General features: G+C 37.8%; 20 protein-coding genes and 1 riboswitch. Of the genes, 13 read left to right on the forward strand and 7 right to left on the reverse strand.

Features of this window, described 5'->3' with window-relative positions:
• Positions 1 to 66: 66 nt before the first annotated feature.
• The 3 genes from RWM19_RS07510 to asnA form a co-directional block, all read right to left on the reverse strand.
• Positions 67 to 1,281: a DUF4097 family beta strand repeat-containing protein gene (locus RWM19_RS07510; protein WP_313985519.1), complete on the reverse strand. Its 1,215-nt coding sequence runs from the start codon at positions 1,279 to 1,281 to the stop codon at positions 67 to 69.
• Positions 1,278 to 1,580, reverse strand: a complete 303-nt coding sequence (locus RWM19_RS07515; RefSeq protein ID WP_028077368.1) for a PadR family transcriptional regulator — start codon at positions 1,578 to 1,580, stop codon at positions 1,278 to 1,280. The genes RWM19_RS07510 and RWM19_RS07515 overlap by 4 nt, the downstream gene beginning before the upstream one ends.
• A gap of 88 nt (positions 1,581 to 1,668) precedes the next feature.
• Complete coding sequence (asnA, locus tag RWM19_RS07520) at positions 1,669 to 2,679, reverse strand: aspartate--ammonia ligase (protein WP_313985522.1); 1,011 nt, start codon at positions 2,677 to 2,679, stop codon at positions 1,669 to 1,671.
• Positions 2,680 to 2,863: 184 nt separating this feature from the next.
• Here asnA and RWM19_RS07525 point away from each other — a divergent pair, with 184 nt between their 5' ends.
• Both RWM19_RS07525 and RWM19_RS07530 read left to right on the forward strand, forming a co-directional pair.
• Positions 2,864 to 3,745, forward strand: a complete 882-nt coding sequence (locus RWM19_RS07525) for an NAD(P)/FAD-dependent oxidoreductase (RefSeq protein WP_313985524.1) — start codon at positions 2,864 to 2,866, stop codon at positions 3,743 to 3,745.
• A gap of 9 nt (positions 3,746 to 3,754) precedes the next feature.
• The gene (locus RWM19_RS07530; protein WP_294022395.1) at positions 3,755 to 4,192 is read left to right on the forward strand and encodes a MarR family winged helix-turn-helix transcriptional regulator; all 438 of its coding nucleotides are present in this window, start codon (positions 3,755 to 3,757) and stop codon (positions 4,190 to 4,192) included.
• Between the two features lie 47 nt (positions 4,193 to 4,239).
• Here RWM19_RS07530 and RWM19_RS07535 read toward each other — a convergent pair whose 3' ends face one another.
• Positions 4,240 to 4,524 carry a chorismate mutase gene (locus RWM19_RS07535; RefSeq protein ID WP_313985527.1) on the reverse strand — a complete coding sequence of 95 codons (285 nt, stop codon included), beginning with the start codon at positions 4,522 to 4,524 and terminating at the stop codon, positions 4,240 to 4,242.
• A 54-nt stretch (positions 4,525 to 4,578) separates the two neighbouring features.
• On the reverse strand, positions 4,579 to 5,067 hold the full coding sequence (locus RWM19_RS07540) for an ECF transporter S component (RefSeq protein ID WP_313985530.1): 489 nt from the start codon (positions 5,065 to 5,067) through the stop codon (positions 4,579 to 4,581).
• Positions 5,068 to 5,162: 95 nt separating this feature from the next.
• Between RWM19_RS07540 and RWM19_RS07545 the strand changes: the two genes are divergently transcribed.
• The gene (locus RWM19_RS07545) at positions 5,163 to 6,215 is read left to right on the forward strand and encodes a PLP-dependent aminotransferase family protein (protein ID WP_313985533.1); all 1,053 of its coding nucleotides are present in this window, start codon (positions 5,163 to 5,165) and stop codon (positions 6,213 to 6,215) included.
• Positions 6,216 to 6,241: 26 nt separating this feature from the next.
• On the opposite strand, the gene RWM19_RS07550 is transcribed toward RWM19_RS07545, so the two are convergent.
• Entirely contained in the window at positions 6,242 to 7,087 is an 846-nt protein-coding gene (locus RWM19_RS07550) for a pyridoxamine kinase (RefSeq protein ID WP_313985535.1), read from the reverse strand.
• Between the two features lie 94 nt (positions 7,088 to 7,181).
• Positions 7,182 to 8,033, reverse strand: a complete 852-nt coding sequence (locus tag RWM19_RS07555; RefSeq protein WP_313985538.1) for an AraC family transcriptional regulator — start codon at positions 8,031 to 8,033, stop codon at positions 7,182 to 7,184.
• A gap of 133 nt (positions 8,034 to 8,166) precedes the next feature.
• Between RWM19_RS07555 and RWM19_RS07560 the strand changes: the two genes are divergently transcribed.
• From RWM19_RS07560 to RWM19_RS07605, 10 genes are all read left to right on the forward strand, one after another.
• A complete protein-coding gene (locus tag RWM19_RS07560) occupies positions 8,167 to 8,598 on the forward strand; it encodes a DNA starvation/stationary phase protection protein (protein WP_313985540.1) in 432 nt (143 codons plus the stop codon).
• A gap of 86 nt (positions 8,599 to 8,684) precedes the next feature.
• A riboswitch (Fluoride riboswitch) is annotated at positions 8,685 to 8,758 on the forward strand.
• A gap of 48 nt (positions 8,759 to 8,806) precedes the next feature.
• Positions 8,807 to 9,985, forward strand: a complete 1,179-nt coding sequence (locus RWM19_RS07565) for a cation:proton antiporter (protein WP_313985543.1) — start codon at positions 8,807 to 8,809, stop codon at positions 9,983 to 9,985.
• 309 nt (positions 9,986 to 10,294) lie between these two features.
• Positions 10,295 to 10,792, forward strand: coding sequence for a 5-(carboxyamino)imidazole ribonucleotide mutase (purE, locus tag RWM19_RS07570; protein WP_399553449.1), 498 nt, complete (start codon positions 10,295 to 10,297; stop codon positions 10,790 to 10,792).
• Positions 10,793 to 10,808: 16 nt separating this feature from the next.
• Positions 10,809 to 12,263, forward strand: coding sequence for an amidophosphoribosyltransferase (gene purF, locus RWM19_RS07575; RefSeq protein ID WP_313985549.1), 1,455 nt, complete (start codon positions 10,809 to 10,811; stop codon positions 12,261 to 12,263).
• Positions 12,247 to 13,290, forward strand: a complete 1,044-nt coding sequence (purM, locus tag RWM19_RS07580) for a phosphoribosylformylglycinamidine cyclo-ligase (RefSeq protein WP_313985553.1) — start codon at positions 12,247 to 12,249, stop codon at positions 13,288 to 13,290. Before purF ends, purM begins: the two co-directional genes overlap by 17 nt.
• The gene (gene purN, locus RWM19_RS07585) at positions 13,287 to 13,883 is read left to right on the forward strand and encodes a phosphoribosylglycinamide formyltransferase (protein ID WP_313985556.1); all 597 of its coding nucleotides are present in this window, start codon (positions 13,287 to 13,289) and stop codon (positions 13,881 to 13,883) included. Before purM ends, purN begins: the two co-directional genes overlap by 4 nt.
• 1 nt (position 13,884) lies before the next feature.
• Positions 13,885 to 14,589: an IMP cyclohydrolase gene (locus RWM19_RS07590; protein ID WP_313985558.1), complete on the forward strand. Its 705-nt coding sequence runs from the start codon at positions 13,885 to 13,887 to the stop codon at positions 14,587 to 14,589.
• 10 nt (positions 14,590 to 14,599) lie between these two features.
• The gene (locus RWM19_RS07595) at positions 14,600 to 15,775 is read left to right on the forward strand and encodes a phosphoribosylaminoimidazolecarboxamide formyltransferase (RefSeq protein WP_313985561.1); all 1,176 of its coding nucleotides are present in this window, start codon (positions 14,600 to 14,602) and stop codon (positions 15,773 to 15,775) included.
• 13 nt (positions 15,776 to 15,788) lie between these two features.
• Positions 15,789 to 17,063: a phosphoribosylamine--glycine ligase gene (purD, locus tag RWM19_RS07600; RefSeq protein WP_313985564.1), complete on the forward strand. Its 1,275-nt coding sequence runs from the start codon at positions 15,789 to 15,791 to the stop codon at positions 17,061 to 17,063.
• On the forward strand, positions 17,060 to 20,040 hold a 2,981-nt coding region (locus RWM19_RS07605; RefSeq protein WP_313985566.1), incomplete at its 3' end, for a phosphoribosylformylglycinamidine synthase. The genes purD and RWM19_RS07605, both read left to right, overlap by 4 nt.

Raw genomic sequence — 20,040 nt, forward strand, 5'->3', positions numbered from 1 at the left:
ATTCCTTAAGATTTATTTTTTGTTTATGTATATATCAACAAATAAAAAACAGCCTAGTGTAGGCTGTTAGTGAAAGTCGATATCGCCAGCATTTGTTTTGATGACAATTTCACCTTTTCCATCACCGACAATGTATTTTTTATGACGGAGCTTTTGGTATGGTAAATCATCGTCAAAGTCAATATCTCCGAAGTTTGTGGAGAGACTTGCATGGTAGTCTGTTGTTTCTGTTGTCATGTCGATATCACCGGCGGTAGATGTGACTTGGATATTTTGAATTTCTCCATGAACATCTAAATCGATGTCACCTGCAGTTGTCTTTACTTCGATGATAGGAGAGGATACTTCCATATCGATATCCCCTGCAGCTGCGGAGAGTTGAATAACATTTGCGGCGTGTTTTTGAATATCAATATCACCAGCTGCGATATTGGCATATAGATTACCTGTTGTATTTGTTAAGTCCACATCACCAGCAGATAGCTTCATGCTAATTTCATCGAAGTTCGAATCAGAGACATCTAAGTCACCTGCTAACATCGTAAAGTCAGCACGTTTCATTTCAACGCGGCTAATAGAAACATCTCCAGATTTGTTGTGGCAGTTGAATTCATCAAGTTTGATATCGTTGATATCTACATCTCCAGCAGGTGCTTCCATTGTAATTGTTGAAACATTAGATGGGATTTTTACGGTCAAGTCACCGCTACCAGACACAAGAATCGTAGCAGTTGTATCATTTATTTCACAACGAATTCCATCAGTTGTGGGATTTCTAAAGATACTTTGTGACTGGGTAAATTCATAGCGGAGTTCATTTCCTTTTTCTAGAGTTATATCCAAGGATGACATTAATGTCTCGCTGTGAATCACTAAGTGAGCGATAGAATCTGGAAGTGTTTCAGTCTGAGGGTCTGAATAGTACTGCGCTGTATTCTTCTTACGGTCAATATTAACTGTAAAGTTTTTTGCATGGCCAAGTGCTTCATCTGCGATACGTGTAAACGCATGGAAGGCTGTAGATAATCCTTCTTTTAAATCTTGATAGTCTTTACTCTTCTGTTCTTTATGAACAGTTTCTTTTTCTCCGCCCATCATATGTATGTTTTCTAGTACATCATCAATTGTACCAAGATCATTCATGATTTCTTCTTCGCTTCTTCCTTCGCTAATTCCTTCTTGGAAGTGTGCTTCGAAGGCGTCGAGAATATCTTTCTTAAAACTTGGAGAGTAGTTTGCAAGAGCTTGATTTAAAGCTGCTAAGTATTCATTTTTTGTCATATCAGTTTTTCCACCTTTTGAACGAATGTAATCCATTCTTCTTTCTGTTGTTGTTGATAAAGTTTTCCTTCTTCCGTTAAATGATAGTATTTTCGAGCTGGACCACCGGACGACTCGACAAGATAGGTTTCAAGATAACCATTATCTTTTAGTCTTTTTAGTATTAAATATAATGTTCCGGCAGTTACGGACATTTCTTGGGAAATATCTTCAGTTAGTTCGTATCCATACTTGTCATCTTTTACTAACCTTGAAAGAACGCATAATTCTAAAACACCTTTTTTAAATTGTGCATCCATTGCTTTTCCTCCTTGCAAGTAGAATATAACACATACTATTATGTAATGCAATATAGTATGTGAAAAAATATACTCCGTTTGGAGTATATTAGAGTAAATGTATTTGATGTGCTTCGCATTCATCGACCATATCTTGTGGCCAGATGGACGCTTGTACTTCGCCAACGTGAGCTTTATTCAGCAGTAACATGCACAATCTGGATTGACCGATACCGCCACCAATAGTATATGGAAGTTCGCATTTTTGAATCATTTGGTGATATGGATACTGTAGACGTTCTTCCGCATTGCGGATACGGCATTGTTCTACGATAGAGCTTTCATCGACACGAATGCCCATGCTAGAGATTTCTAATGCACGTTCTAGGGATGGTAACCAGAAGAATAAATCTCCATTGAGGTTCCAATCATCATAGTCAGGTGCACGTCCATCATGTGGTTTTCCACTATGCTTCAAAGCGTGTCCAATTCGTTTGATGAAGACACATTTCTTTTCTTTTGTGATTGCGTCTTCGCGTTCTTTTGGCGAAAGATCTGGGTACATGTCTTCTAATTCTTGAGAATCGATGAAGAATACATCATTTGCTAGATGACACACTGCGTGTGGGTATTTATACCAGATTTCATGTTCCATGTGTTTAATGACTTTGAAGATTGTACGTACTGTTTCCTCTAGCATCGCTTCTGTACGTTCTTCTTTCGTGATAACTTTTTCCCAGTCCCATTGGTCTACGTAAACAGAGTGTAAGTTATCTAGTTCTTCATCACGACGAATCGCATTCATATTTGTATATAATCCATCATGAACAGTAAAGTTATATTTCTTAAGTGCGAAACGTTTCCACTTGGCAAGAGATTGTACAACTTCAATTGTTTCGTTTGGCATCTCTGCAATATCGAATGATACAGGACGCTCTATACCATTTAGGTTATCGTTCAAACCAGTACTCTTTGGCACGAATAATGGAGCAGAGATTCTAGATAGGTGCATTTCTCTTCCAAATTCCTTTTGGAAAGTATCACGAATGTATTTGATGGCTTCTTGTGTTTGTCTCACATCAAGAATAGGATCATAGTCTTTAGGTATTACTAATTGCATAACATCACCTCATAGTGCGTTTAATTTTAACACAGAATGAAGAACTTGAGATAGAGAGAAGTCGTGTATTCTATGTCTTTTTGTGTGTGGAATAGGCTAAAAATCATGCATACATGCGGTGGTGTGTATATTCCTTGAAAAATTCAATTATCTTTCATACAATATATCACGGTTAAGGAGTGTAATGATGACACGTTATGATATAGCAATTATCGGTACTGGTCCAGCAGGATTAGAGGCAGCCATTACCGCGAAGGTGCGTAATAAAAATATTATCTTATTTGGTTCAAAGGACTTGAGCCAAAAAATGCAGATGGTAAAACACCCAATTCTAAACTACTTGGGTTTACCATCTAAAACAGGTGTAGAGATGGCTAATGTATTCCAACAGCAGTTGGATGAACTTGGAATCTCGATTACAGAAGAGAAGGTCTCAAATGTTTATGCGATGGGTGATTACTTCGCGTTACAGTTAAATAACAGTGAAATGGTTGAGGCAACTTCCGTCATTCTAGCGAGTGGTGTTGTGGCTGGTAAGCCATATACTGGTGAGGAGAACTTCTTGGGTCGTGGTGTGAGCTATTGTGCAACTTGTGATGCGCCTTTATATAAAGGAAAGGTTGTTGCGGTTGTGGCAGCTAGTCAGGAAGAGGAAGCGGAAGTTGACTTCCTTGGCGAAGTATGTGAAAAGGTATATTACTTCCCACAATATAAAGATGAACCACAGCTAAATAGTAAGAACATTGAAATTCATCATGAAAAACCTGTTGAGATTACAGGTATGATGAAGGCAAATACACTGAAGACAGATCAGGGTAAATATACGGTAGATGGTGTATTTATCTTACGACCAACACAATTTCCAGGCTCGCTTGTGCCTGGACTTGAAATTGCAGAAAATGCAGTCAAGGTTGATTTACAGATGAAGACAAACCTAGCAGGATTATTTGCGGCAGGTGATATTGCAGGACAGCCATATCAATATATTAAGGCGGCTGGTCAAGGAAACGTTGCGGCATTATCTGCGGTAGCGTATGTTGATGAATTAAAGAGAAAGAAACAATAGGTGATAAACATGGCAGGACAGAAAATAGACGCACTTAAATTAGAAAATCAATTATGTTTTCCGCTCTATGCGGCTGCTAGAAAGATTACAGCAGCGTATACTCCTATCTTAAAACCGCTTGAAATGACATATACACAATATATCGTCTTCTTAGTGTTATGGGAGAAGGATGATATTTCCGTGGGTGAGTTGTGCGAACGATTATATCTAGATAGTGGAACAATCACTCCATTATTAAAGAAGATGGAAGATAAGAATTGGTTAACAAGAACGCGTTCTAAATTAGATGAACGTGTCGTAATGATTAAGTTAACAAAAGAAGGCAAGAACATGAAGAAGCATTGTGCAGATGTTCCTGCAAAGGTTCGTTCTTGTGTGTGTCTTAACCAGGATGAATCACTGGACTTATATAAAGCACTCTATAAGATTCTTGAAGAGAAAAAATAAGCTATGTCAATTGACGTAGCTTTTTATATGCATGCATGTGATATAAATTATTTCTGATTGTGTTTCTCTTTGATTTCTTTCTGATACTCTTTTGAAACTTGCATGGTATAACGATACCAAGATTCAAAATAATCAGAAAGACAAGAATCCTGTAACAATGCCTTTGTACGTAAGATATTTTGTTCCTCACGACCTGTGTCTAGAATCGGGAGCTGATTATCTAGTTTGTATTGGATGATACTTTCTACAGCGTGCATACGCTGCTCAAATAATTGGACAAGTTGAGCATCAATGTTGTTAATTTCTAAGCGTTTTTCATCTAATAGTGTCATACTTTTACCTCGTAAGTTTATCTTAGCAGATATGAAAAAAGGGCTCAACGCCCTTTACTTTAGAAATTTCTTTAATGGTAATCGTGTATGCAAGATAACTGCCATGATGGCACCAAAACTAGCTTGTACAATCTGGAATGGTAGCTTGAGCATTGCGGTTTGTGGATTTGCATAGATGAATGCACGTCCTATTGTATATCCCACAACCATGATTATTGCACCTACAGTTACCGCGAAAATATAATCCTTTAAAGTTGGATTTTCCTTCTTGGATATTAATAAGGAAATTACGATTGCCTGTAAACCATGAGTAACAAGTGATACAAACATTGGTGTTGGATAGAAGAATAAGTCACCAAGGAATGAACCAAGACCACCAACAATGAAAGCCTCAACAGGGTTTAACATGAGAGCGGCAGTCACAATAACTAAGTCATTGAAATATAGATGTCCACCTGGTACCGGGATACTAAATGAAGATAAAACTATCGTCATCGCTAGTAACATTGCGATTAAAGTAAATCTTTTAACTGAACTATTCATAAAACCTCCAAAATATGTGTATATTTTAAATAATTTCTGGTTATCTGCATATACCCAGAAATGTTATAATTTATATGACCAGATTGGGATGAAATATGAACAATAAAACCAAAGCATACATGGATCTCTACCTAAAGATTCGTAATGATATTATTCATGGTATTTATCAAACGGGGGATAAGCTGCCTTCAAAACGTATCCTGGCAGATAAAGAAAATGTCAGTGTGATTACAGTCGCACATGCATATGAACTACTAGCATCAGAAGGATATATTACTTCTCGCATGAGAAGTGGATACTACGTAAGCTATCTTGAAAAAGATTTTTTTAGTGCCAAAGAAGATAGTAGTATCGAAATCTTACCAGAAATACAGATTACAAATGATAAACTGTTTTCTTCCAATGTATTTGCGATGGCTGCACGTAAAGTATTAAGTATGCGACAGGATGTATTACTAACAAAGTCGCCATGGAATGGTTTGTTGTATCTTCGTAAAACGATTGCGTCATACTTAGCGCGTGTTCGTGGAATCTATGTTGATCCAGAACAGATTATCATTGGTTCTGGTTCAGAATACTTTTATGGAATTTTAGTGAGTATGATTGGACGTGATAAAGTATATGCGATTGAAAACCCATCATATGAAAAAATCTCACTCATGTATGAGACAGAGAATGTAAAACTTATACGTATGAAACTCGGCAAGAATGGTATCCTAAATTCAGAACTACAAAAGAATCATGCGGATGTATTACATGTGACGCCATATCATAGTTATCCATCAGGTAGTACAACAGATATCAACAAGAGAAAACAATATATCCACTGGGCAAAGGAAAATCATGCATGGATAGTAGAAGATGATTATGATTCTGAATATACCTTAGGGATGAATGGAAGAGAAACATTATATGCATTAGATGATGAACAAGTAATCTATCTAAATACTTTCTCCAATACCATCGCACCATCTGTTCGTATTGGATATATGATATTACCGAAGAAGAATCTAAAGGAGTTTCAAGATAGAATCTCTTTTCGCTCCAATACAGTTTCAACCTTGATGCAGTATATTGTTGCGGAGTTAATACAGAACGGAAGCTTTGAAAGACATATCAATCGCGTACGAAAGAAGATGCGTAAATAATAGTATGCTTGCATGAAAAAAGGAACTTAGTGTTCCTTTTTGTGTTTCTGTAATGAAGTAATTAGGAATGGCATTGCTTGTTCAAAGTTAACACCATAGATATTATGATTTTCTTCTTCCAATGTGTTGTGGATAGATTCCTTAACATAGTCACAGGCAAGTGTCATTGCTTGTAGTAGGGATAAACCTTGTAAGAGGCCGCCACTGAAGGTACTTGCCCAAATATCACCTGTACCGTGGAAGTGTTGTGGTTCTTCTTCGTTAAAGTATGTCGTGTATGTATCTGTATCCTTTTCATATGCATACGCACCGATACGGCCTGGTTCAAATGTTACACCGGTGATGATTGCGGTATGACAGCCAAGGTCTGTTAATTGACGTAATACATGCTTGATGTATTCTTCATCATACTTTTCCTGATATGGGATATCTAATAAGAAGGAAGCTTCTGTGAGATTTGGTACGATGATGTCTGCGATGGCACACAAATCACGCATCTTCTTAGTAAATGGAATATCGAAACCCGTATATAGTTTTCCATTATCCGCCATGCATGGATCTACAATTCGAAGGGCATGTGTTCCAAATTCTTCAAATATCTTTTTTGCAAGATCGATTTGTTCGAAGGAACCAAGATATCCTGTATAGATTCCATCGAATGTAAAGCCTTCTTTTTGCCAGTGAGCGAGTATTGGATTTACTTCACTGGTTAAATCATGGAAGGTAAAACCTTTGAACATGGTATGTGTTGAAAGTACAGCAGTTGGAATCACTGCAGTTTCAATACCCATTGCAGATAGTACAGGTAAAGCAACTGTTAATGAGCATTTTCCTACACAGGATATATCCTGCATTGTCACAATTTTCTTCATGAGAAATCTCCTCGTCTATAAATCTCATTATAGAAGATACTAGAAAAGAGAAAATTACCAGATTGATAGAAAATCATATAACCAGATATGCTAGTTAACTCTTCATGCGTGCATGTTGTTTACGGTATTGGTTTGGTGTCATATTATATTCTTTTAAGAATAGACGGTTGAAGTAACTAGGCTGACCAAACCCACAAGCATAAGCAATCTCTGTGATTTGTTCGGAAGTTGTGACTAACTTTTCAGCACTCATCTGTAAACGATAATTATTTAAAAAGTCAATGGGAGACTTGCCAGTGTACTTGTGGAATAAACGGATACATGTACTCTTACTGACCTTTCCGGCTTCTGCAATATCTTCTAAACCAATCTTTGAGTTAAAGTGTTCGTGGATAAAACTAGTCATGTTTCTTTGAATTTGAACATTTGCGTCATACGTTGTATGAATACTTTGTTTACTTGATTGATATGCTAGATATAAATAGCGAATTACTTTATATATTAAGGAATACTCCTCGAGTTCATATCCAATTGGTTTTTCATCTTCTAGCGCTTCAATTTCTTTCATGAGTGTATTAATATCCAAGCCAATTCCTTTCTTGATATTGAATTGGATATGCGCAAAGGCATCCTTCTCGAGTAATGGAAGTATATATTTCTCATAAATATTTTGATCTTTAATAAAATAATCTGGATTGAAAATGATAGTTTTCTTTCTACACATGGATGTATTGTAATCTTCTGTGTAGATGTGATGCAATCTACCACGGTTGATAATACAGATGTTACCTTTATTGATTAGGAATTCTGATCCATCAACATTGCAGTAGAACTTTCCTTCTACAACTTCGATTAATTCGAATGAATTGTGCCAATGTGCTAATTCATCTTGTTTATGTGTATCCAAATTTTCTTTTTCAATTACGAGTGGAAGTTCTTGATTCATATAGTTCTCCTTCATTTGATAATATTATACTATTTTATGGCGAAATAATACTATTGAATATATGTAATTGATTATATACTATCAATGTCAGCTGAGGAAGCTGTAGAAACTATTGAAAAGGAGATTATAAATTATGAACAATAAATTAAATGTATTATTATCCGACTTAGTCGTTTTCTATCACAAATTACAAAATAAGCACTGGTATGTAAGTGGACAGTCATTCTTCCAGATTCACCCAGAACTTGAGAATTTATATAATGCTGTATTACCACAGGTTGATACAGTTGGTGAATTAATCTTAATGAATGGTGGTAAGCCAGTTTCAACATTAAAGGAATTCCTTGCAAATGCAAAAATTGAAGAAGGTACAGATGCATACGTAACAAGTGTGAAGACTTTATATTCTGAATTATTACCAGACTATCAGTACCTATTAAAGAGTGTTACAGAAATCAAGGAAGCTGCAGATGCTGAGAATAACTACCTTGTATCTGCGAAGATGGATGAGTTTATCGCATCTTATGCTAAGACAATCTGGATGTTAAACCAGGCATTACTATAATCAAAAAAGAAATCTGATATCCCTGCTATAATCCCCCTACAACTAGCAGGGATTTCTTTTTGACAAAGTAATAAATTGGAACTATAATTTCCAACGGAAATGGGGTTTTCCAAGATTCTAAATCTAAACCGCGATAAGTGCTGATAACTCCTGTAACTTCTTTTTGCTACGGGCATCAGCATTTTTTTCTATATAAGGAGATAGAGTTATGTTATTTAGTTTTGCGATGATTATTTTAGTTGGTGTAGTTTTTGCAATGATTATGCGTAAGCTAGGGTTACCCAATCTATTAGGGTATTTACTGGCGGGAATCATATTAGGACCATTTGTGTTCAATGTGATTGATACGACAACCTTTCAGATTTCATCTGACATTCGACAAATTGCACTAATGATTATCTTGATGCGTGCAGGTTTGAATTTAAAGATATCGGATTTAAAGAAGGTTGGGCCATCTGCTTTACTAATGTGCTTTGTTCCAGCAAGTTTTGAGATTTTGGGACTGATGATTTTAGCACCGATCTTTCTACATTTAGATCTCTTGAATGCCGCAATTCTTGGAACTGTATTAGCTGCAGTATCGCCAGCTGTGGTTGTGCCACTCATGCTAAAGTTGATGGATGAAGGCTATGGCACAAAAGAAGGGATTCCTCAACTCATTATGGCAGGAGCTTCGATGGATGATGTGTATGTTATCGTATTATTTACTTCGTTATTAACACTTGCTAAGAGCGGAGAATTCAATGCATTATCCTTATTACGTATTCCAACATCAATCTTATTTGGAATTGTTTCTGGAATTGTATTAGGTTATGTGCTTTGCAAGTTATATCGATTGTTGAAGTTATCTACAGAAATTGAACTTGCATGCATGTTTGCGGTTGGAATGGCACTCATTACAATCGAAAGGATGATGACAGGTGCTGTGGGATTTTCTGGATTACTTGCGATTATGGCAATGACTAGTAGCGTACGACATATCAAGCCAGAGATGGCAGATACATATTCTGCTGTTCTTGCAAAACTATGGCAACCTGCTGAAATCTTCTTATTTGCGTTAGTAGGTGCGAGTGTAAGAATTGATTATGCATTATCTTTTGGACCTGTTGTTTTGATTGTGATTATCCTAGCGCTACTATTCCGTATGCTTGGTGTATATCTGAGTGTTATGAAAACAAAGTTTAATAGGAAGGAAAAGATATTTACGATGATTGCCTATATTCCAAAGGCAACGGTACAAGCTGCGATTGGAGGACTTGCATTAGAGGCGGGTCTTGCTAGTGGAGAGTTAATTCTGACGGCTGCAGTTACCGCAATCCTATTTACTGCACCGCTTGGGGCTATCTTTATTTCATTTACTTACCGTAACTTTTTACAAAAAGCATAGGGTCATTTAGGAGTTTTACAACAATTCTTGTTTTCTTCTGTTTTTCATCTTTACTTCTAGTCCCTATTTGTTATGATATTTACGTGTTTTATGGTTTGGTAACGGATGTCTTAGAGACAGGAAGGATGGAGCTATGGCTTTAGGTGTTATGACTCTCCGAACAATAGAATATATTGTCGATGTTTCGACAAACACATCTCTGATGGCGGTTTTCTGCGCCCAAAAATGTGGAAAGAATGTTTTTTGAATACGATCTGTGGAGAAATCTCCACGGATTTTTTGTTTTATTAGAAAATGGAGGAATATAAGATGAAAAAAGTAGCGATTTTAATGGGCAGTGATAGTGACTTCGGTGTGATGTCAAAGGCTGTTTCGGTGTTGAAGGAATTTGGAATTCCGGTAGAAGTACATGTATATTCTGCACATCGTACACCAGAGAAAGTTGCAGAGTTTGCCACTAATGCAAAGGATAATGGCTTTGGCGTCATTATTGCAGGAGCTGGTATGGCAGCTGCTCTAGCAGGTGTAGTAGCAGGACATACAACGCTACCAGTCATTGGTGTTCCTCTGAAGTCTAACGTATTAGAGGGTGTAGATGCACTATTATCTACCGTTATGATGCCTAGTGGTATTCCGGTTGCGACAGTTGCGATTGATGGTTCAAAAAATGCGGCGTATTTAGCAGCGCAAATCTTAGCCATCAGCGATGAAGAACTCGCAAAGAAAGTATTAGAGAATCGTCAGAAACAAAGTGCAGCCGTACTGGTGAAAGACCAAGAAATTCAAGAAAAAGTACAGGCATTATAAATATAGGAGAGAGAACATGCAGGATATGATTCATGAGGAGTGTGGTGTTTTCGGCATTTACGACAAAAACATGGTGAGTGATGTAGTATCCGATACTTACTATGGTTTATTTGCCTTACAACATCGTGGACAAGAAAGTTGCGGTATTGCGGCCAATGACCGTGGTGTTATTACATCGCATAAAGATGTTGGTTTAGTACGGGATGTATTTGATCAACATGAACTAGATAAACTAGGTAAGGGTCAGATGGCGATTGGTCATACTAGATATTCAACATTTGGCACGGTTAATCATACGAATGCACAACCTTTGCTGGTTCGCCATATTAAAGGACAACTAGCGATTGCACACAACGGAAACTTAACCAACGCTGCTGAGTTACGTGAAGAGTTAGAGCGCAAGGGCGCAATCTTCCATACAACTAATGACTCTGAAATTATTTGTTATATCATCATCCAAGAAAGATTGAAGACATCTTCGATTGAAAAGGCAATTGAAAATACAATGAATCGCATTGAAGGTGCATATAGCCTTGTTGTGATGTCACCTGAAAAGCTAATTGCAGTAAGAGATAAAAAGGGATTCCGTCCATTGGTGATGGGAAAAGACAAAGATGGAAGAATTGTATTTGCATCTGAGACATGCGCATTTGCAGCTGTAGGTGTGGATTATGTTCGTGATCTTGATGCGGGAGAAATTGTTGTAATCGATCATGATGGTGTCGAGCATTCTATCCGGACACACTGTAAGGAAAAGCCTCATATGTGTGTATTTGAATATGTGTATTTTGCACGTAGTGATTCGATTCTCCAACATCAGCCAGTACATGAGGCTAGACGTAATGCAGGTCGTATCCTAGCTAAAGAACATCCAGTAGAAGCAGATGTTGTCATTGGTGTACCTGATTCTGGATTGGATGCTGCACAAGGTTATGCGGAGGAGTCAGGTATTCCTTATGGTATGGGATTTATCAAGAATCGTTATATTGCACGTACATTTATCCAACCAACACAAGGACAGCGTGAAAATGCTGTAAATATGAAGCTTCATGTGGTTTCTTCTGTTGTAAAGGGTAAACGTGTCATCATGGTAGATGATTCTATCGTACGTGGAACGACTAGTGCTCGCATTGTTAAACTATTACGTGATGGAGGTGCTACAGAAGTACACGTACGTGTATCAGCGCCACCGTTTATCTCACCATGTTATTTTGGAACAGATATTGATTCCAAACAGAACTTGATTGCATGTAAAATGAACTTAGAAGAAATATGCGAATCTATCGGTGCAGATTCCTTAGGGTATTTAAGCGTTGATGGTGTAAAGAAGATGGCATCGGATGCGGATTGTGATTTCTGTACAGGATGTTTTACAGAGAAGTATCCTGCACCAATCCCTAAGCATTCTGAAAAATCAAAATTTGAAATGAAAATCAAAAAGAAGGAGAGCAAACATGACGAAGAGTTATAGTGACGCTTATAAGGCTGCAGGTGTTGATGTAACTGCTGGATATAAAGCAGTAGAACTGATGAAGAAACATGTATCTCGTACTACTACATCAGGTGTATTAGATTCCATCGGTGGTTTTGGTGGCTTATTTGCGCCAGATATGACAGGCATGAAGAAGCCGGTACTTGTATCTGGTACAGATGGTGTTGGCACAAAGCTAAAGCTTGCAATGTTATTAGATCAGCATGATACAGTTGGTATCGATTGTGTTGCGATGTGTGTTAATGATGTTGTATGTGCAGGTGCACAACCACTCTTCTTTTTAGACTATATTGCGTGTGGTAAAAACAATCCTGAAAAGATAGCAGATATTGTAAAGGGTGTCGCAGATGGCTGTGTTGAAAGTGGCTGTGCGCTTATCGGTGGAGAAACTGCAGAAATGCCAGGCTTCTATCCAGAAGATGAATATGATTTAGCAGGCTTTACTGTTGGTATCGTGGATGAAGAAAAAATTCTTGATAAAAACAACGTGAAAGCAGGCGATATCATTATTGGTTTGGCTTCTAGTGGTGTACATTCAAATGGCTTCTCACTTGTACGTAAAGTATTTGATATTGATGCAGGTACGACACTAAAGGACTACGCAGATATATTAGGAAAGCCTCTTGGTGAAACATTATTAACACCAACAAGACTTTACGTAAAACCAGTACTGCATGTACTCAAAGAAGTAAATGTAAAGTCCATCGCACATATTACAGGTGGAGGTTTCTATGAAAACTTACCACGTGCATATGGTGAAACACTAAACGCAAGTATCACAAAGGGTAGTTGGCCAATCTTACCAATCTTTAACTTATTACAAGAAAAAGGAAATATTCCTGAACATGATATGTTTAACACCTTCAACATGGGAATTGGAATGGCAATGATCGTATCACCTGAAGATGTTGAAAAAACAATATCTATCTTAAAAGAGAACGGTGTAGATGCATACCAGATTGGTGTGATGGAAGAGGGCGACCATTCGGTCGTTATCCACGAATGATTAATATCGCAGTACTTGTCTCAGGTGGAGGTACTAACCTACAAGCACTGATCGATGCACAAGGGAAAGTATTACAGTACGGTAAAATCAAACTTGTAATTTCATCAAAACCAGATGTCTATGCATTACACCGTGCTGAAAAAGCAGGGATTGAACACTGTGTTATCGCAAAGCGTGATTATACAACACAAGAAGAATTTTCAAATGCATTACTACAACAATTGCAATCATATCAAATTGATATGATTGTACTAGCAGGATATCTTTCGATTTTGGATGAGACAATCATTCGTGCATATCCAAATCGTATTATCAATATTCATCCATCTTTAATTCCTTCCTTTTGTGGGAAAGGATATTATGGATTGAAAGTACATGAAGCAGCACTTGCATATGGTGTAAAGGTTACGGGTGCTACTGTACATATCGTAAATGAAATACCAGATGGAGGAAAAATCTTATTACAAAAAGCAGTAGATATCTTGCCATCAGATACACCAGAAACTTTACAACAAAGAGTCATGGAAGAAGCTGAGTGGAAATTACTACCACAAGCAACAGAAATGATTGCGAAAGAACTAGAAGGGAAATAACATGCAAGCAAAAGACTTATATGAATACCTAGGTAGTAAAAACTATCCTGGAAGAGGAATCGTAATCGCACGTACACCATGTGGAAGAAAGATGCGTATCGCATACTTTATCATGGGTCGTAGTGAAAATAGTAGAAATCGAATCTTTACGGAGACAGAGGATGGTATTCGTACAGAAGCGTATGATATTTCTAAATTGGTTGACCCTTCACTGATTATCTATTCCCCAGTTAGAAAACTGGGAAACAAATTGATTGTTACAAATGGTGATCAAACAGATACAATCTATGAAAACATGCAAGCAGGTAAAACGTTTGAAGAAGCGTTACGCCTTCGCACATTTGAACCGGATGAGCCAAACTATACGCCGCGTATATCGGCAATAGTAAATGGTTTTGATTATCAAATGTCAATCTTAAAGAGTGCAGAAGGCAATCCAAATAGTACACGTCGGTATTTCTTTGACTATACAGAAGAATTACCTGGGTATGGTCATATCATTCATACATATCAAAGTGATGAAAATCCACTTCCTTCATTCGAAGGAGAACCAGTACTTTTCAAGCTAGTTAAAGAACCATTTGAATCTTTTGCTCAACATGTGTGGGAAAGCTTGAATGTGGATAATAAGATTTCACTATATGTAACACAGATTGAACCAGGTAGTGATGAAGTGAAGACAATCATCTTTAACAAGAACCAATAGGAGAGAATCTATGACAAAAGAAATCGCATTAAAGTATGGCTGTAACCCAAATCAAAAACCAGCACGTATTTACTTAAATGATCACGAATTACCGGTAACTGTATTGAATGGTAAGCCTGGATATATTAATTTCTTAGATGCCTTAAATAGTTGGCAACTTGTTAAGGAACTGAAAGAAGCAACAGGCTACCCAAGTGCCGCAAGTTTCAAGCATGTTAGTCCTGCTGGTGCCGCAATTGGCACACCACTCAGTGAAGTAGAAAGGAAAATCTATTTTACAGGTGATGAAGAGTTATCTATGCTTGCATGTGCTTATGTTAGAGCACGTGGTGCAGATCGTATGAGTTCTTATGGTGATTTTGCGGCATTATCAGATATTTGCGATAAAGATACAGCGTTACTATTAAAGAAAGAAGTGTCTGATGGAGTTATCGCACCAGGATATACAGAAGAAGCATTAGAAATTCTAAAAGCCAAGAAAAAAGGTAACTACGCTGTGATTCAAATCGATCCAACATACGTTCCAGAAGAGATTGAAAGAAAACAGGTATATGGAATTTACTTTGAACAAGGTAGAAATAATGTTCATATTGACGAATCATTACTTACAAACTTTGTGACAAAGAATACAGAACTCACAGAACAAGCAAAGTTAGACTTATTAATTGCGATGATTACACTGAAATACACACAATCCAATTCTGTTGTATATGCAAAGAATGGACAGGTCATCGGTGTAGGTGCTGGACAGCAATCCCGTATTCACTGTACAAGACTTGCAGGAAGTAAGGCTGATAATTGGTGGCTGCGTCAACACGAGAAAGTGTTGAACTTACCATTTAAAGAAGATATTCGCAGAGCAGATAGAGATAATACAATCGATATTTATCTTTCAGAAGATTATGAAGATGTATTACAGGATGGTGCTTGGCAGCAGTTCTTTACAGAACAACCATCGGTATTTACAAGAGAAGAGAAGAAAGATTGGATCAAGCAACAACACGACGTAGCACTTGGCTCGGATGCGTTCTTCCCATTTGGAGATAATATTGAAAGAGCGTATAAGAGTGGTGTGAAATATGTAGTACAACCAGGTGGTTCCATTCGTGATGACCATGTGATTAATACTTGTGATAAGTACGATATTGTCATGGTATGTAATGGAGTACGTTTATTCCATCATTAAGAGGAGGTAGTCTATGAAGGTTTTGGTAATAGGTTCTGGTGGTCGTGAACATGCGATCATACGTAAACTAAAAGAGAATCCTACAATTGAAGAAATTATTTGCGCCCCTGGCAATGGTGGTATTGCGGCAGATGCCAAGTGCGTAAGTGTCAGTGCAATTGATTTAGCCAACATGGTTGAACTTGCAAAAAAAGAGAAGGTTGATTTCTGTGTAGTAACACCAGATGATCCTCTTGCGATGGGAATGGTTGATATTCTTGAAATGGAAGGAATTCCTTGTTTTGGGCCAAACGCAAATGCGGCAATCATAGAATCATCAAAAGTATTTGCAAAAAACTTAATGAAAAAATATCAGATACCAACTGCTGGTTATGCAGTATTCTCTGATGCGCAAGAAGCTATCAATTATATTCGCACAGAGAACCGTTATCCAACGGTATTAAAGGCTGATGGTTTGGCACTTGGTAAGGGTGTCTTGATTGCCCAAACAGAAGAGGAAGCTGTTCAAGCAGTCAATGAATTGATGATAGATCAAGCATTTGGACAAGCTGGTAAACAAATCGTTATTGAAGAGTTTATGACAGGACCAGAAGTGTCTGTGCTAGCTTTTACAGATGGACATGTTGTGGTACCGATGATATCTTCGATGGATCATAAACGTGCATTAGATAATGATGAAGGTTTAAATACGGGTGGTATGGGTACGATTGCGCCATCTCCATTCTATACAAAAGAGATTGCGGATACATGCATGAAGACAATCTTCCTGCCAACTATTGAAGCGATGAATCAAGAAGGAAGAGCGTTCAAAGGTTGTCTGTACTTTGGCTTGATGTTAACACCAGAAGGGCCAAGAGTTGTGGAATACAATTGTCGCTTTGGAGACCCAGAGACACAAGTCGTATTACCTTTATTAAAGACAGATCTATTAACAATCATGCGTGCAGTACACGATGAGAAATTATCAGAAGTTACAATTGAATGGGAAGATAAAGCGTGTGCATGTGTCATTCTAGCAAGTGGAGGATATCCACAGAAATATCACAAAGGCTATGAAATCGATGGTTTAGATGATTATGGACAGGTTGAAGGTGTGACCATTTATCATGCAGGTACTGCATGGAAAGATGGGAAGTACTATACAAACGGTGGACGTGTACTCGGAGTTAGTGCAGTTGGTGATACGCTAGAACAAGCACTTCAACTCTCTTACGATAAGATTAAAGAAATTCATTTTACAGATATGCACTATCGTACAGATATCGGCAGAAAGGTGGTAAAACAATGACAGTATTCCGTTGTTTTGTGGAAAAGAAACCTGCATATGCAGTAGAATCGAAATCCATATTAAATGATTTACATGTTGCATTACGCAACCAAAATGTTGAAGCTGTACGTGTTTTAAATCGATATGATTTAGAAAATGTAGATGAGGAAGATTACATTGCCGCAAAGTATACGATTCTTTCAGAACCGCAAGTAGATTTCTTTTATGAAGAAGAAGCACCTACACCAGATTATGATGAATATATTCTTGCGACAGAATATTTACCTGGACAGTTTGATCAACGTGCAGATTCTTGTGCACAGTGTATTCAACTCAGTTCCATGAAACAAAAACCTACTGTAAAAACAGCTCGTCTTTATTATATCAAGGGTAAACTGAATGATGATGAAAAGAAATTGATTGAAGAAACTTTGATTAATCCAGTGGAAGCTCGCATCGCAAGTTTAGAGAAGCCAGAGACAATCATCATGTCTTTTGAAACTCCAGAACTTCCACCAGTGATTGATGGTTTTATCAAGCTGGATGAAGAAGGTTTAAAGACATTTCTAAAGGAACATGGACTTGCGATGGATTTAGAAGACCTCAAGTTCATGCAGGAATACTTTCAAAAAATTGAATGTAGAAATCCAACAATTACAGAAGTTCGTGTCATCGATACGTATTGGTCAGATCATTGTCGTCACACAACATTCCATACGGTTATCGATGATGTAGAGATTCAACCTGAATATGTAAAAGATACTTATCTAAACTACTTAGATTTGCGTAATCATATTTACGAAGGTCGTACACCAAAGCCAGTATGCTTAATGGATCTAGGTACGATTGGAGCTAAGGCATTAAAGAAATATGGGAAGTTAACAGATTTAGATGAATCAGAAGAAATTAATGCGTGCTCCGTCAAGATTAAAGTTGATGTAGATGGTGAAGATCAGGATTGGTTACTCATGTTTAAGAATGAAACACATAACCATCCTACAGAAATTGAACCGTTTGGTGGTGCTGCAACCTGTCTTGGTGGTGCAATTCGAGATCCACTTTCAGGACGTAGTTATGTATATCAAGCAATGCGCGTAACAGGTGCTGCGGACCCATTGAAACCAATTAACGAAACAATGAAGGGTAAACTGCCACAGCGCAAAATTGTAACAACAGCAGCAGCTGGATATAGTTCCTACGGAAATCAGATTGGCCTAGCAACAGGACTAGTACGTGAGATTTATCATCCGGGATACGTTGCAAAGCGTATGGAAGTTGGTGCTGTCATAGCAGCAGCACCAGAAGAAAATGTTGTCCGCTTAAGACCAGAACCCGAGGATGTAGTTATCTTATTAGGTGGACGTACAGGACGTGATGGTTGTGGTGGTGCAACAGGTTCTTCAAAGTCGCACAATATTGAATCATTAGAAAGTTGTGGGGCTGAAGTTCAAAAGGGTAATGCACCGGAAGAGCGTAAGCTACAAAGATTATTCCGTAATCCAGAAGCTGCCAAACTCATCAAACGTTGTAATGACTTTGGTGCAGGCGGTGTAGCAGTAGCTATTGGTGAACTGGCAGATGGATTAGTGATTGATTTAAATAAAGTCCCAAAGAAATACGAAGGTTTAAATGGTACAGAACTAGCAATCAGTGAATCACAAGAACGTATGGCTGTTGTAGTAAGAAAAGAAGATGCCAAAAAGTTCCAAGAACTTGCAAGCATGGAAAACCTTGAGACAACAATCGTAGCAGAAGTTACTGAAGAACCACGTATGATTATGACCTTGCAGGGAGAAGAAATTGTAAATATCTCTCGTGAGTTCTTGAATACAAACGGCGCAAGTAGACATACATCTGTTGTGGTTGGTGAAGACCAACCAGAAGAAGAGGTTCAAGTAGAAAGTCTTCGTGCAGGTATGGATAAGCTTGTAGAAGATTTAAATATTTGTAGTCAAAAGGGATTGGCTGAACGCTTTGATGCTACGATCGGTAGTGGAACAGTATGTATGCCATTTGGTGGTAAATACCAAATGACACCAAGCCAAGTAATGGCTGCTAAGATTCCAGTATTAGATGGTGAAACAGATACTGCATCACTCATGGCCTATGGCTATGACCCAGAACTATCCTCTTTATCGCCATATAAGGGCGCAATGACAGCAGTCATTGAGGCGATGTCAAAACTTGTTGCGGCTGGTATTAACCCTAAACATGCATGGTTATCATTCCAAGAGTACTTTGGACGTACAGGTGATAACCCAGAGAAGTGGGGAAAGCCATTTGCGGCACTACTTGGTGCACTTAAAGCCCAAGCAGAATTAGAAGTTGCGGCAATCGGAGGTAAAGACTCCATGTCAGGAACATTCGAAGATATCGATGTTCCACCTACACTCATTGCCTTTGCGGTATCCACTACGAAAGCTTCTCGAATTGTCACAAATGAGTGGAAGGCTAAAGACCACTATATCTATGCAGTGATGCCAGAATATGATGAGAATGGTATTGCGAACTTCAACAGTGTACGTGATGTATTTGATAAGGTTTATTCACTGATTAAATTAGGTTGTGTGAAGTCTGCTTGTGCACTTGAACATGGTGGTACAGCAGAAGCACTTCTCAAGTGTAGTCTTGGTAACCGTATTGGTTTTGCGTTAGAAGAAGATGTAAATATCAATCAACTCTTTAAGAAGTGCTATGGTGGGTTCTTATTAGAGACAGATGATGAGATTGAAGATTTAGAATTATTAGGAAAGACTATTGGAGAGTTTGAATTACGTACAAAGGATGAAACAATCTCATTAGATGAATTACAAACTCGCTATGAAGAAAAGCTGGAATCAGTATATCCTTGCAATATCAAGCAGAGTGAAAAGGAAATCAAGCCAGTATCTGTAGAGCGTAGATTTGACATGCATGCAAGTTATACAGTTGATACTCCGCATGTATTAATTCCTGTATTCCCAGGCACAAACTGTGAATATGATACTGCACGTGCATT

It is taken from the genome of uncultured Solobacterium sp. (assembly GCF_963517755.1).
In the GTDB taxonomy this organism is placed as follows: domain Bacteria; phylum Bacillota_I; class Bacilli_A; order Erysipelotrichales; family Erysipelotrichaceae; genus Bulleidia.

Excerpts from the sequence above, each read along its gene's own strand:
- RWM19_RS07510 (WP_313985519.1), bottom strand. The coding sequence starts at position 1,281 with ATGACAAAAAATGAATACTTAGCAGCTTTAAATCAAGCTCTTGCAAAC.
- RWM19_RS07515 (WP_028077368.1), bottom strand. The coding sequence starts at position 1,580 with ATGGATGCACAATTTAAAAAAGGTGTTTTAGAATTATGCGTTCTTTCA.
- asnA (WP_313985522.1), bottom strand. The coding sequence starts at position 2,679 with ATGCAATTAGTAATACCTAAAGACTATGATCCTATTCTTGATGTGAGA.
- RWM19_RS07525 (WP_313985524.1), top strand. The coding sequence starts at position 2,864 with ATGATGACACGTTATGATATAGCAATTATCGGTACTGGTCCAGCAGGA.
- RWM19_RS07530 (WP_294022395.1), top strand. The coding sequence starts at position 3,755 with ATGGCAGGACAGAAAATAGACGCACTTAAATTAGAAAATCAATTATGT.
- RWM19_RS07535 (WP_313985527.1), bottom strand. The coding sequence starts at position 4,524 with ATGACACTATTAGATGAAAAACGCTTAGAAATTAACAACATTGATGCT.
- RWM19_RS07540 (WP_313985530.1), bottom strand. The coding sequence starts at position 5,067 with ATGAATAGTTCAGTTAAAAGATTTACTTTAATCGCAATGTTACTAGCG.
- RWM19_RS07545 (WP_313985533.1), top strand. The coding sequence starts at position 5,163 with ATGAACAATAAAACCAAAGCATACATGGATCTCTACCTAAAGATTCGT.
- RWM19_RS07550 (WP_313985535.1), bottom strand. The coding sequence starts at position 7,087 with ATGAAGAAAATTGTGACAATGCAGGATATATCCTGTGTAGGAAAATGC.
- RWM19_RS07555 (WP_313985538.1), bottom strand. The coding sequence starts at position 8,033 with ATGAATCAAGAACTTCCACTCGTAATTGAAAAAGAAAATTTGGATACA.
- RWM19_RS07560 (WP_313985540.1), top strand. The coding sequence starts at position 8,167 with ATGAACAATAAATTAAATGTATTATTATCCGACTTAGTCGTTTTCTAT.
- RWM19_RS07565 (WP_313985543.1), top strand. The coding sequence starts at position 8,807 with ATGTTATTTAGTTTTGCGATGATTATTTTAGTTGGTGTAGTTTTTGCA.
- purE (WP_399553449.1), top strand. The coding sequence starts at position 10,295 with ATGAAAAAAGTAGCGATTTTAATGGGCAGTGATAGTGACTTCGGTGTG.
- purF (WP_313985549.1), top strand. The coding sequence starts at position 10,809 with ATGCAGGATATGATTCATGAGGAGTGTGGTGTTTTCGGCATTTACGAC.
- purM (WP_313985553.1), top strand. The coding sequence starts at position 12,247 with ATGACGAAGAGTTATAGTGACGCTTATAAGGCTGCAGGTGTTGATGTA.
- purN (WP_313985556.1), top strand. The coding sequence starts at position 13,287 with ATGATTAATATCGCAGTACTTGTCTCAGGTGGAGGTACTAACCTACAA.
- RWM19_RS07590 (WP_313985558.1), top strand. The coding sequence starts at position 13,885 with ATGCAAGCAAAAGACTTATATGAATACCTAGGTAGTAAAAACTATCCT.
- RWM19_RS07595 (WP_313985561.1), top strand. The coding sequence starts at position 14,600 with ATGACAAAAGAAATCGCATTAAAGTATGGCTGTAACCCAAATCAAAAA.
- purD (WP_313985564.1), top strand. The coding sequence starts at position 15,789 with ATGAAGGTTTTGGTAATAGGTTCTGGTGGTCGTGAACATGCGATCATA.